The organism is Bacillus sp. FSL L8-0199 (assembly GCF_038005705.1).
Lineage (GTDB): Bacteria > Bacillota > Bacilli > Bacillales > Bacillaceae_G > Bacillus_A > Bacillus_A cereus.
Genome location: NZ_JBBOTS010000001.1, coordinates 2,813,604 through 2,826,983, shown reverse-complemented (window position 1 = coordinate 2,826,983; position 13,380 = coordinate 2,813,604). Strand labels below are relative to the sequence as shown.

The window sequence follows — 13,380 nt, the reverse complement described above, 5'->3', positions numbered from 1 at the left end:
GTCGATGATATACATACAAATAGCTAGGGGAATGGACAAAAACTATCCGATTTCATTGTAGAAAGGTAATCAACCGTTGCTATTCATCCAGCTTCTACTATATAATAGCTATAGTCTACAATAATTGAGTCGTAATATGCGATTTTTTAAGACAATCGGTGAGAAAACGCTGAAATAAGCGGTATTAGTAGGAGGACACAAATGATTACAGTAAGTAACGTTAGTTTGCGTTTCGCGGATCGCAAATTATTTGAAGATGTTAACATAAAATTCACGCCAGGTAACTGCTACGGTTTAATCGGAGCAAACGGTGCTGGTAAATCTACATTCCTAAAGATTTTATCTGGAGAAATTGAACCATCAACAGGTGACATACATATTACGCCAGGTGAGCGTCTAGCAGTATTAAAACAGAACCACTTCGAATATGAAGAGTTCCCAGTATTAGAAACAGTAATTATGGGTCACACGCAACTTTACAAAGTAATGCAAGAGAAAAATGCTATTTACATGAAAGAAGACTTTAGTGATGAAGATGGAATGCGCGCTGCTGAACTTGAAGGTGAGTTCGCTGAGCTTAACGGTTGGGAAGCTGAGTCAGAAGCTGCAATTCTTCTTAAAGGTTTAGGTATTGGTGAAGACCTTCATGATAAGAAATTGTCAGAATTAACTGGGGCAGAGAAAGTAAAAGTATTACTTGCTCAAGCTTTATTCGGTCAACCTGACATTCTATTATTAGATGAGCCTACCAACCACTTGGACTTAAAAGCGATTCAATGGTTAGAAAACTTCTTAATGAACTTTGAAAACACAGTTATCGTAGTATCCCATGACCGTCACTTCTTAAATAAAGTATGTACGCACATGGCTGACCTTGATTTCGGTAAAATTCAACTTTATGTTGGTAACTATGACTTCTGGTATGAGTCAAGCCAATTAGCTTTAAAATTAACACAAGATGCTAATAAGAAAAAAGAAGAGAAAGTAAAAGAGTTACAAAACTTCATTGCACGCTTTAGTTCAAACGCTTCTAAAGCGAAACAAGCAACTTCTCGTAAAAAATTATTAGACAAAATTACATTAGATGATATTAGACCGTCATCACGTCGTTACCCATTCGTTGGCTTCACACCTGAGCGTGAAGTAGGAAATGACTTATTAACTGTTGAAGGTCTTTCTAAAACAATTGATGGTGAAAAAGTGTTAGATAATGTGTACTTCACTTTAAATAAAGGTGATAAAGTTGCATTTATCGGCCGTAACGATATTGCGATGACAACATTATTTAAAATTCTTATGGGTGAAATGGAGCCGGATAGCGGTTCATTCAAATGGGGTGTTACAACCTCTCAATCTTACTTCCCAAGAGATAACTCTAAGTACTTTGAGAACAGTGATTACAACTTAGTTGAATGGTTACGTCAATTCTCTCCACAAGATGAGTCTGAAAGCTTCTTACGTGGTTTCTTAGGCCGTATGTTATTCTCAGGTGAAGAAGTTAAGAAGAACGTTTCTGTATTATCTGGAGGCGAAAAAGTTCGTTGTATGTTATCTAAAATGATGTTAAGTGGTGCGAACGTAATCACACTTGACGATCCAACGAACCACTTAGACCTTGAGTCAATTACAGCATTAAACAACGGTTTAATTGCATTCAAAGGTACAATCTTATTCACATCTCATGACCATCAGTTCGTGCAAACAATTGCAAACCGCATTATCGAAGTAACACCAAACGGTGTAATCGATAAAGAGGCTACTTATGATGAGTTCTTAGAAAATGAGGAACTTCAAAAACAAGTAGATGCAATGTACAAAGGTCAATAATATATAATGAAAAAACTCGCTCTTTTTAGAGCGAGTTTTTTTGTCGAGAAAATGTAACATCGCTGGTCGGTCAAATGAATAATTATTCAAATATAATATTAATGAACAGGAGAATTCTTTCATGTATGGAAGGGATGTAATGACTTTAAGATTTAAAGAGTTAGTTGAAGAAGGGAAATGTAAGTGGAGTAATATAATCAAATCGTATTATTTTGTCATGTGAAATATGTACCAAATTTGGAGATAGAATAGTTTGCGAATGAGTTTATAAAGGTATATAGTATGGGGTGTCATAATTAGTGGATGAATCTTGGGAGAAAACAGGAAATGTTACAAATTTATTTTGTTAAATAGAAACCAAGGTCAAAATGTCTAGAAAGAAATAGTTGAATAAATACTAGCTTCAAATTATAATTACTAATATTCTTCATATAGTTAAATAAAGATAATCTATTTGAAGAAGAAAATTTGAATAGAGAGACAGACTTATAAAAAAATAAGCCTTGGATGATCAAAAGAGGTGGAGAAATGAAACAGTTCTTATTAAAGAGCAAAAGTGTGTTAAGCAATCATTTTGGATTCTTTCTGTTTGCCGTTATTTTATTGTGGCTCAAAACATATGCAGCTTATGTAACAGAATTCAATTTAGGAATTTCAAACACAATCCAAAAATTCTTGCTGTTTTTTAACCCGCTTAGTTCAGCAGTTCTATTTTTAGGACTAGCATTATTTGCAAAAGGGAAACGATCTTATATTTGGTTAATTATCATTAATTTGTTATTGTCGATTCTTTTATACGCAAACGTAGTATACTATCGCTTTTTCAGTGACTTTATTACGTTCCCGACATTAACACAAACGAATAACTTTGGAGATTTAGGTGGTAGTATTCTTGCATTGCTACATCTTTATGATCCATTATACTTCTTAGACACGATTATATTAATTGTGTTAGTCGCAACAAAATTTGCAAATCCAAAACCAATTCGTGTTGCGAAGCATAAATTATCTCTAGTATTTGTAGCAGGTATTTTATTATTCAGTGTTAACTTAGGTCTTGCAGAGTCTGACCGTCCTGAATTATTAACAAGAACGTTTGACCGTAATTATATTGTGAAATATTTAGGTGCATACAACTACACAATTTATGATGGAATTCAAAGTGCGAAAGCATCGACAGAACGAGCATTAGCTGATGGTGATAATATGACAGAAGTACGAAATTATTTAACATCAACTTATGCAAGTCCAAATCCTGAGTATTTCGGTAAAGGAAAGGGAATGAACGTAATTTACATTCATTTAGAGTCATTCCAAAACTTCTTAATTGATTACAAATTAAATGGTCAAGAAGTTACACCGTTCTTAAACTCATTTACAAAAGATGCGAATACACTTTATTTTGATAACTTCTTCCATCAAACAGGACAAGGGAAAACATCTGATGCGGAGTTTATGTTAGAGAATTCAATGTTTGGTTTACCGCAAGGTTCTGTCTTTACAACGAAATCTCATAATACGTATCAATCAGCACCAGCTATTTTAGGACAACAAGGATACACATCAGCAGTATTCCACGGTAACTACAAAACATTCTGGAACCGTGATGATATTTATAAATCATTTGGTTTTAATAAATTCTTTGATGCGTCATACTACGATATGAATGAAAAAGACGTAGTAAACTACGGGTTAAAAGATAAACCGTTCTTTAATGAATCTATTCCGTTATTACAAACGTTGAAACAACCGTTCTATACGAAGTTTATTACGTTATCGAACCATTTCCCTTATCCAATCGATAAGGCAGAAGCAACGATTGAACCAGCAACAACAGGTGATTCATCAGTAGATACGTACTTCCAAACAGCACGCTATTTAGACGAATCTGTAAAAGGCTTCATCGATTACTTGAAACAATCTGGTTTATATGATAACTCAATTATTGTTATGTACGGAGACCATTACGGCATTTCAGATAATCATAACGCAGCAATGTCAAAAGTAATGGGTAAAGAAATGAACTCATTTGAAAATGCACAGTTACAACGTGTACCATTAATCGTTCGTGTACCAGGAGTGAAAGGTGGCGTACAACATCAATATGGTGGTGAAATTGACGTTCTTCCAACGCTATTACACTTACTAGGTACAGATACAAAGAATTATGTTCAATTCGGTTCTGATTTATTATCACCAGATCATAAACAAGTCGTTGCGTTCCGTAACGGTAACTACGTAAGCCCAACAGTTACTGCACTAAACGGCAAATACTATGATACAACTACTGGAAAACCTGTAGAATTTACAGATGAAATAAAGAAAAATGAACAAATGGTTCAAAACTCACTAAAATACTCTGACCAAGTCGTAAATGGTGACTTATTACGATTCTACACACCGGAAGGATTCACTCCAGTAGATCGTTCGAAGTATAACTATAACAACCGTGATAAAAACAAAACAAAGGTAAAAACGACTCCGGAAGGGGAAGCTAAATAATAAAAGGCGCTATTCATATGAATAGCGCCTTTTATTTGTAAATATACCATCATTATGAGACAGAACCAGCTGTTGCTTTTTGTTTTGCCTTTCCGAAGAAAACTACACCGACGATGATAATAATGATAAATGCCCATTTAACGAAAGGGTTACTTTCGAAAAATCCAGCGAACCACTTCTCATCTACAATCATTTTCGCGGCAGTATAAGCTAAAACGGCTGCTCCGATCGTAATGATGACAGGAAAACGATCCACCCATTTTAAAATTAATGTACTGCCCCATACGACTACTGGAATAGACACTAATAGTCCGATGATTACTAAAGAAAAGTTACCATGGGCAGCTCCTGCAACAGCGAGTACATTATCAATGCCCATTAACGCATCAGCAATAATAATGGTTTTAATAGCAGACCAAAATCCTTCTTCGGCTTTAATATCATGATTTTTGCCCTCAGCGATCAGCTTGTAAGCGATCCAAATAAGAAGTACACCACCAATTAGGAGTAATCCAGGTATTTTTAATAACCAAACGACAACTAAGGTAGCGAGGGCCCTAATAGCGATTGCTCCAATGGTTCCCCAAATGATAACTTTCTTTTGTTGGTCTTTCGGTAATCTTCTTGCTGCTAATCCAATTACAATGGCGTTATCTCCGGCTAACACTAAATCGATTACAATAATGGCAAGCAAGGCAGACAAATATTCAGATGAAAGAAAATCCATATACATATCACTCCTTAAGAGTAATATGTGCTAAAGTGTTGATAATATAAAAAAAAGGATTGAAATTGTATATTCAATCCTTTTTTGACTGTATTCTGATATGTATGTTTTTATTTTGAATAAGTCGCTTTTGTAGTTTTTTACTTATCGCGTTTCTTTCTTAAATTGATTCCAAGCTTCTTCAGTTTGCACTATAAATACGATTATATAACATCCACTTATTTAAACTAGGTTAAAGATAGCATGTGATATTTCAAAGTTAAATTTATTTGATAAAAGGAAAGGGACGTATACTATTGATATGGTGCAAGCGTGTATAGGTTTTCTCTATAAGGAAATTCTAAAAACGATAAAAAAGACTTGATAACCTACTAGAGGGAATCAAGTCTTTTCATTACATACGATTATCATGCCAGAAGTTTAATGGGAAGTGTTCGTTCTCATTATACGCTTCTAATTCATATCCTTTTTCTTTCAGTCCTTTAATAATTCCAGGTACTGCTTTTACTGATTGTGGATGAATATCATGCATAAGGATAACTTCTGTTGGATTTGTAGAATGAGCTAGAACGTTTTCTACAATTTTAGCAGATGCAGCATCAACTTGCATTTTGTTATATTTCCAGTCTAAAGAATCAATTGTCCAATCCCAAACTTTTAAGCCATTTTCTACAACTTTGTTGCGAAGAGCTTCGTTTAATCCTGGCATAGAGCCGTAAGATGGACGAGTTAATACTGGTGATTTACCTAAAACACCAGCGATTAAGCCTTGGTCTTCCTTCATTTCATCTACGTAATGACCTTCAGTGTAAAGTTTCTTGTAGTTATGAGTCATACTGTGCATCCCAACGTAGTGGCCTTCAGCATCTTCGCGTTTTACAAGATCAGGGAAAGCTTTTACGTTTGAACCAATTAGGAAGAATGTTGCTTTTGCATTTTCTTTCTTTAACATATCTAAAAGCTCAGCTGTGTATTTTCCAGGACCGTCATCAAATGTTAAATAAGCGACTTTTCTAACTTGCCCGTTATAATGTTTTGGAGCTTCTTTCGGAGCAAGAGATGTTTGAATCTCACTTACAAGTTGAACAGATTTTGCTTCATCCTCTGTACTAGCTAGAGCAGTATGTACTGATCCAAAAGCCACTTCGTATGTGAATAATACCCCCGCACAAACTAACATAGCCCTTTTTACTAAAGTTGTCATTCGAATTCCATTGTGCATAATTTTCCTTCTCTCTATAAAAGTTCTACTCTACTATATTAGCAATTATAGGTAGGGAAATGCAAAAAAACTTTTTTACAAGTGTAAAAAAGTTTACTCAAAAGTATGCAAGATTTTATATCAATTGCAGTTTTGAAAAATAGAATGAATTTAAACTTTATTATTTAAACTTTCAATCACCAAATCATACTTTCGTATCACTTCGTTTTCGTTCCAATTATTGATTCGAATATTTTTGATTTTTATTAAAATATTGATAAAGAAACAATTACATGAAAAAAGGAGCGGGAATATGAATAATTATATTTGCACTACATGTGGAGTACAGTATCCCGAAAATGAATAAGCACCTTCTCGCTGTAAAATTTGTAATGAGGAAAGGCCATATGTTAATCAAATTGGGCAGTCATGGATAACATTAGAAACAATGCAAAATAGCAAATTATACTAAAGTCCTATTGTTTATTAACTAATAGGTCTTTCAACTTAGGAAGCTCACACTAATGAGGGATGTTAAAGGGAATATATGTAACTTATACTAATTACTATAAAGCTTTGAAAAATGAAAAGGAGGAGATTTGCATGAAGAATTGGGTTCGATTTAGAATTGCAAGACCAACAGATAAATTTGAAGAAGTGATCAGTTTTTATGAAACAGGATTAGGACTAAAACGTATAGGGGAATTTCAAAATCACGAAGGATATGACGGGGTTATGTTTGGATTACCAGATGAAGAGTATCATTTGGAGTTTACTACACATGTTAATGGAAGTCCATGTCCGGCACCGACAAAAGATAATTTACTAGTTTTTTATATGCCTAATAAAGATGAAATTGAAAAGATAGTGAATCGATTAAGTAATATGGGCTATCATGAGGTGGAACCAGAAAACCCGTATTGGATAGAAAAGGGAACCACAATAGAGGATCCCGATGGTTGGAGAATTGTGCTTATGAATGCATCTGAATAAGGAAACTATTTTCATATGAAATAGAGTGTAACAAAATGATTTAGACATAAATCCCTACAGCGTTTGTAGGGATTTTTATATAAGAAGATTTAGTTAAGAGAGTTATTAAAATGTAGAAAGTATTTTGGTTAAGAATAAATGTAATCAATATCATTTATGCAGGAGGTATAGAAGTATGACATTAAAACATTTGTATGAGTTTTCTAAAAATGTCGGGAATACACCTCTCATTAAATTAGAATGCGAAGAAACGAAGAACCTTTCTATCTATGCTAAATGTGAATGGCATAACCCTACAGGATCAATTAAGGGTAGGGCAGCACTTGGAATGATTAATAAATATTTACAAGAAGCGGACGAAAAACAAAATATTTTATTCTACGGAAAATTGTTACCATCAAAAAACTGTACATGTTAAACATACAGTTTTTTGATGGTGTAGCTGTGCGATGTTAAGAAATTTCACATACCGTACTTTCAAAATAAATATAGGAAAACCAAAAAGTAATGTAGAATATATCGTACATACATATATACAGTCAACATAAAAGATAAAGAGGTGGGTATATGTTACTTGAGGAAGTAATGCGGCAACTAGAGGAATATGGAACAGAACAAAATCGAAAAACGTATAAAAACCACGGAGCGAAAGAGCCGTTATTTGGAGTTAGTTTTGCGAATTTAAAATTGTTAAAAAAGAAGATAAAAAAAGATCACGATTTAGCAGTTGGATTGTGGGAAACGAACAATATGGACGCAATGACATTAGCAACTTATATTTTAGATCCGAAAAAAATAGCGACAGAACAGCTTAATAGTTGGATTCAGAATGTTGATTATTACTGTTTAATGGATGTTCTTATGAAATCTATATGTACTTCGCCAATTGCAATAGAAAGAATGGAAGAGTGGACAAAGTCTAATGATGAATGGATTGGAAGAGCTGGCTGGTCTTTATTAGCAAATATAGCGATTAAAAATAAAACGTTACATGATGATTTCTTCTCTCCGTACTTAGAAGAGATTAAAGAAAATATACATAATGAAAAAAATAGAAAAAAAGAAGCGATGAATAGTGCTTTAATCGCAATAGGAATTCGCAATGAAGACTTAGAGCGACAAGCGATTGAAATTGCACGTGAAATTGGAAAAGTAGAGGTTGATCACGGTGCAACGTCATGTAAAACACCAGATGCAGAAAGCTATATAAAAAAAGCGAGAGAAAGAGCTGAAAAAAGAAAGTGAAATAAGAAAAGAGGAACAGTTATGAAACCAATTGAAGCAGCACAAAACATAATTATATCACAATTTCCGAATTGTGATGTAGCTTTACTCGGCGGAAGCGTTGCACGAGGAGAAGCGACGAAAACATCTGACCTTGATATTGTAATAATCGATCAAAGTTTAACTTCTTGCTATAGAGAATCTTTCTATAGTAATGGATGGCCTGTTGAGGTGTTTGTTCATAATTTTGAAACATATAAAACCTTTTTCAAAATGGATTGTGATCGAGGGAGACCGTCGTTACCACAATTAGTTTCAGAAGGGATTGCATTAAAAGGGGAAAAGGAAATTATTGAGAAATTAAAAAAAGAAGCGAATGATTTACTACATAAAGGACCAGCTAAATGGTCCGAAGAAACGATTAAGCAGAAGCGATATTTTATTACAGATACTTTAGATGACTTTATTGGTGCAACAAAAAGAGAAGAAGAATTGTTTATCGCTAATTTATTAGCGGATTTAGTACATGAATATGTATTAAGAGTAAATGGTAAGTGGCTTGGGAGTTCAAAATGGTTTATTAGAGTGCTAAGAAGATATGATGAGCAATATGCAAACAAATTTGTAGCCGCTTTTGATCATTTTTATAAAACGGGAGAGAAAAATGAATTAATTCATTTTATAGAAAAGACGTTAGAACAGTATGGTGGAAGAGTGTTCGAAGGATTTTCTATTGGTAAATAAAAAGGGGCGAGAAAAATGAATGTACCATATGTTCAATTAAGAGAATTGACACTAGATGATGTAGAAGATCGCTATCAATGGTCATTAGATAGAGATGTAATAAAGCATTTAGTCGTACCAGATCGATATCCTCCATTCACTCGTGGAGATACGAGAAACTGGATTGAAGCTTGTATAAGCCGAAAAAATGGTTATGAACAAAGGGCAATCGTTACTGAGGCAGGTATACATATTGGATGGGTAGACCTTAAAAATTTTGATAAAACAAATAAAAATGCTGAACTAGGAATTGCGATTGGAAATAAAGACTATTGGGGTAAAGGATTTGGAATGGCAGCTCTAAACAGCATGTTACAAATAGGTTTTTCTCAGTTTGAATTGGAGAAAATTTGGTTACGTGTAGATGAAGATAATACAAAAGCTAAAAAGAGTTATGAAAGTGCCGGATTTGTATGCGAAGGGTTAATGAGAAATGATCGATTGAGACAGGGGAAGTTCATTCATCGCAATCGTTACAGTATATTAAAAGAAGAGTATGAATCAAAAAAGTAGCCTATAAAAATATTATGTAAATTAAAAAGGGGAAGATAAAATGATTCGATTACTTACAAAAGCGGATGCAAAACAATATTGGGAGTTACGTTTACAAGCATTACAAGTAAATCCAGAAGCATTTATAACGACTTATGAAGAAGCAGTACGTCAAGAAAATCCTCTTGAACGAGTTGCTAGTAATCTTTCATCCAATAGTAGTTTTACATTTGGTGCTTTTAATAATGAAAATCGTTTAGTTGGGGTTGTTACTTTATTAACAGAAGAAAAAGACGCATATAAGCATAAAGGACATATCGTTGCAATGTATGTAGATACTGAAAATCGAAGAAGTGGTCTTGCACGTGATTTAATACGTAAAGCAATTGAAAGGGCAAAAGAGATGAAGCTAGAGCAATTGAATTTAGGGGTTGTGTCAACGAACGAACCAGCCAAACGATTATATGAATCAATGGGATTTAAAACATACGGAATTGAAAAAAGGGCTATAAAAATGAATGGTGTGTATAGTGATGATGAACATATGGTGTTGTTCTTTTAAGAGAGGAAGTTTTGTATGAAAGATCTCTATTTAGAAAGAAATATGGACCCTCAAGTAGCGATTTTGTATGCGACGGTTGCTGATACGTTTAATAGATTGCAAAGGTTAGTCGAAGGTACTGAAGAGAACGAACTATCCTATAAAGGGTCTGAAAATAATGAAAATAGTATTGGGCAGTTACTTCAGCATTTAGCAGTTGTTGATTTACATTGGGTGTATCGTTTCAAGGGAGAAGATGTTCCGCCAGCATTTGAAAATAAATATGGTCCTATGTTAAATGAAGTAGGAGAATTACCATGTTTAAGAAAAAACACATTGCAAGAGTTAATGCAAGATTATGAAGCAGTGCAAAAATTGTTTTATGAAGAATGTATGAAACTAACAGAAACTGATTTAACGCGGGAAGTTTTGTATGAAAAAGGGGAAACTGCGACAATAAGATGGGGAATATGGCATATAGCAGATCATAATCGGTATCATCAAGCCCATATAAGTCGATTGAAGAAATTATACAGAGAATATAAACTACAGATTCTTTAATTTTTGAATGAACGAACGCCCCTAAATAATAATTAAAGGAGGCGTTTGTTTTTATTCGTTCGCTTTTCTTCCCAAGCTATCATTAAATTTTTATGATAATCTTTTGGTTTCTCAATAGAAAACCAGTAAATTGAATGTGCAATAGTTGGTAGCCATCTTTTATAGCGGATGCGTATATTTTCATGGTGAGTATAGTGGGGCGAGATTAAAGTAGATTTTGACCCTTGAAAATTTTGATATGTAATGGCCTCGATTTCATACCAATGCACTTTATTCCCATGTAAATCTACTACAATTCCTTCATCATCCCAAAGTGAAATGTAAGTTTGAATGTAGATTTTTCATCGCGTATACTAAAATATATGTCATAGAGATAAAAAATTAAATACAAGGGGTTTTACAATGAAAGCAATTGTTATAGGGATATTGGCATCCTTTTTCTTTGCCTTTACTTTTGTTTTAAACAGGGCAATGGACTTAGAAGGTGGAAGCTGGATTTGGAGTGCATCATTACGGTATTATTTTATGGTTCCAATGCTATTACTTATTGTTATGTATAGAGGGAACTTAAAGCAACTCTTTCAATATATGAAAAACAATCCGAAAGAATGGTTAGTGTGGAGTATCGTTGGATTTGGTCTCTTTTATGCACCACTTAGTTTTGCTGGAGCGTTCGGACCAGGTTGGCTTGTTGCATCAACATGGCAAATTACAATCGTTGCAGGGATTTTGTTAACACCATTTTTTGCGGTGGATCCACTACATAAAAAACTTCCGATGAAGGAATTAGTTATGTCGGGCATTATTTTATTCGGTGTTGTTCTTATGCAAGTAGAACATGCTTCTTCATTAGGTATTCGTGAAACCGTTTTATGTGTAGTTCCTGTACTTATTGCAGCATTTGCGTATCCTCTTGGAAATAGAAAAATGATGCAAGTTTGTAAAGGGGAATTAGATGTATTTCAGCGAGTACTCGGTATGACTTTATCAAGCTTACCATTTTGGTTTTTATTATCTGGTTACCAAGTATCAACTGGCGGATTACCGTCAAGTAGCCAAGTTCTTCAATGTTTTATTGTAGCAGTTAGCTCTGGGTTAATCGCGACAGTATTATTTTTCTTTGCAACAGATCTTGTGAAAGATGATCTGCAAAAATTAGCAACAGTGGAAGCGACGCAGTCTGGTGAAGTTTTATTTGCGCTAGTAGGAGAGCTGATCTGGTTATCTGCACCAATTCCGTCATCATTATCTTGGATTGGTATGAGTCTCGTTATTATTGGAATGATACTTCATAGTTATGTGGCTGTCGTTGTAAAAAAAGAAGAAAAAATAACGGCGTAATGAGATTAGCTCTTTTTATTAAGAGCTAGTTTTTTTCATAGAAAGGGATGAAAGTATGAATATACATCGCGTTGAACAAATTGAAAAAGATTCAATATTAAATGTGCTACAATATGCCGTCGGTCCAAATGATATAAGCTTAAAGAAGGCAGTAATATTTTATCAAAGTAATAAAGGGACTTTGTACAAATATGAAGAAAAAGCTTGTCTAGGTATTGAAATAATCGGAGAAACTAAAGCACGAATATGTCATATAGCAGTGGCTCCAGATTATCGTCAAAAAGGAATTGCACTACAAATGATTAAAGAGATTGTAAGAGTATACCAATTGACTTATATAGAAGCGGAGACAGACGATGGGGCGGTAGAATTTTATAAAAGAATTGGTTTTCAAGTTAAAAGTTTAGGAGAAAAATATCCAGGGATAGAAAGATTTCATTGTTACATGGAAAAATAGCATGAAAATATATAATTGTACATATTGAATATAGTTTGAAAAAAATAATAATTTCATTATATAATATAGGTATCTGGAAAAATATAGATAAAAGAAGATAGGTGTATAACACGTGAGAATGGAGAAAAGTAAGTTTATAAAAATAGCTACTTCAATAGGGGTGTCATCTTTTTTATTAACAGGTTGTGGTGATTATGAAGAAGAAACTGCTCAGCAAGAAAGTACAGCTGTTAAAACAGATGGTGCAAAACAAAGAAATGAACAAGAAACATTAAATTGTGATGATAAAGCCCCAACCAATGAAAATGTAGAGATAGATGCGTTATGCAAGGAAAATAATCCGTCATTTTCATCTTATCATGAAAACTCTCATTTACCGATACTTCCATTTGTAGCAGGATATTTATTAGCGAGTAGAACTTCAAATATGAATTATACAGCAAAACCAAATTTAATGAAGAAACCGTATGCAAATAATGTTATTCCATATCGTGAAAAAGATGAGCGTAGAACAGGTGGCGGTAGTAGCGGTGGTTATTCTGGTGGTTCTAACGGTAATAATAATATTTCCAATAAAGTAGATTTAAATAAACAGCAGCCAAATCCATCCAATAAAGTAACACCAGATACAAATACGCCAAAATCATCTACTACGCAAACACCGAAAGTAAACTCTGGTTCAAGTGGAATTGGAAACGCAAAAGCGCCAGTAGGATCCTAAAACGAAAGGG

Annotated in this window: 13 protein-coding genes and 1 pseudogene; 12 read left to right on the top strand and 2 right to left on the bottom strand. The window is 33.9% G+C overall.

Annotated elements, in window-relative coordinates; translation table 11 throughout:
* Window positions 1–201: 201 nt before the first annotated feature.
* Together NST86_RS14745 and NST86_RS14740 are read left to right on the top strand one after the other, a co-directional pair.
* The gene (locus tag NST86_RS14745; protein ID WP_000633864.1) at window positions 202–1,827 is read left to right on the top strand and encodes an ABC-F family ATP-binding cassette domain-containing protein; all 1,626 of its coding nucleotides are present in this window, start codon (window positions 202–204) and stop codon (window positions 1,825–1,827) included.
* Between the two features lie 528 nt (window positions 1,828–2,355).
* Window positions 2,356–4,329 (top strand): LTA synthase family protein, encoded by a 1,974-nt coding sequence (locus NST86_RS14740; RefSeq protein ID WP_000808770.1) that lies wholly within the window; start codon window positions 2,356–2,358, stop codon window positions 4,327–4,329.
* Between the two features lie 52 nt (window positions 4,330–4,381).
* Here the strand turns inward: NST86_RS14740 and NST86_RS14735 are convergent, their stop codons facing one another.
* Window positions 4,382–5,056 (bottom strand): TerC family protein, encoded by a 675-nt coding sequence (locus NST86_RS14735; protein ID WP_000346955.1) that lies wholly within the window; start codon window positions 5,054–5,056, stop codon window positions 4,382–4,384.
* 394 nt (window positions 5,057–5,450) lie between these two features.
* Window positions 5,451–6,278 carry a peptidoglycan-N-acetylglucosamine deacetylase gene (locus NST86_RS14730; protein ID WP_000551451.1) on the bottom strand — a complete coding sequence of 276 codons (828 nt, stop codon included), beginning with the start codon at window positions 6,276–6,278 and terminating at the stop codon, window positions 5,451–5,453.
* Window positions 6,279–6,860: 582 nt separating this feature from the next.
* On the opposite strand from NST86_RS14730, the gene NST86_RS14725 reads away from it, so the two are divergent.
* The 10 genes and pseudogenes from NST86_RS14725 (at window position 6,861) to NST86_RS14680 (ending at window position 13,370) form a co-directional block, all read left to right on the top strand.
* The gene (locus tag NST86_RS14725) at window positions 6,861–7,250 is read left to right on the top strand and encodes a VOC family protein (protein ID WP_000800682.1); all 390 of its coding nucleotides are present in this window, start codon (window positions 6,861–6,863) and stop codon (window positions 7,248–7,250) included.
* A 175-nt stretch (window positions 7,251–7,425) separates the two neighbouring features.
* Window positions 7,426–7,665 (top strand): annotated as a pseudogene (locus NST86_RS14720) (pyridoxal-phosphate dependent enzyme); the annotation flags it as partial.
* A gap of 152 nt (window positions 7,666–7,817) precedes the next feature.
* Window positions 7,818–8,495, top strand: a complete 678-nt coding sequence (locus NST86_RS14715; protein ID WP_016118099.1) for a DNA alkylation repair protein — start codon at window positions 7,818–7,820, stop codon at window positions 8,493–8,495.
* Between the two features lie 21 nt (window positions 8,496–8,516).
* Window positions 8,517–9,218, top strand: a complete 702-nt coding sequence (locus NST86_RS14710) for a nucleotidyltransferase domain-containing protein (protein ID WP_000802421.1) — start codon at window positions 8,517–8,519, stop codon at window positions 9,216–9,218.
* 15 nt (window positions 9,219–9,233) lie between these two features.
* A complete protein-coding gene (locus NST86_RS14705) occupies window positions 9,234–9,770 on the top strand; it encodes a GNAT family N-acetyltransferase (RefSeq protein ID WP_086423167.1) in 537 nt (178 codons plus the stop codon).
* A gap of 40 nt (window positions 9,771–9,810) precedes the next feature.
* Window positions 9,811–10,311, top strand: coding sequence for a GNAT family N-acetyltransferase (locus NST86_RS14700; protein WP_000620317.1), 501 nt, complete (start codon window positions 9,811–9,813; stop codon window positions 10,309–10,311).
* Between the two features lie 15 nt (window positions 10,312–10,326).
* Entirely contained in the window at window positions 10,327–10,851 is a 525-nt protein-coding gene (locus NST86_RS14695; protein WP_086423168.1) for a DinB family protein, read from the top strand.
* Window positions 10,852–11,253: 402 nt separating this feature from the next.
* Window positions 11,254–12,192 (top strand): DMT family transporter, encoded by a 939-nt coding sequence (locus NST86_RS14690; RefSeq protein ID WP_000644597.1) that lies wholly within the window; start codon window positions 11,254–11,256, stop codon window positions 12,190–12,192.
* Between the two features lie 55 nt (window positions 12,193–12,247).
* Window positions 12,248–12,649, top strand: coding sequence for a GNAT family N-acetyltransferase (locus tag NST86_RS14685; RefSeq protein ID WP_001020844.1), 402 nt, complete (start codon window positions 12,248–12,250; stop codon window positions 12,647–12,649).
* A gap of 112 nt (window positions 12,650–12,761) precedes the next feature.
* Window positions 12,762–13,370 carry a hypothetical protein gene (locus NST86_RS14680; protein ID WP_001242221.1) on the top strand — a complete coding sequence of 203 codons (609 nt, stop codon included), beginning with the start codon at window positions 12,762–12,764 and terminating at the stop codon, window positions 13,368–13,370.
* Window positions 13,371–13,380: the final 10 nt, after the last annotated feature.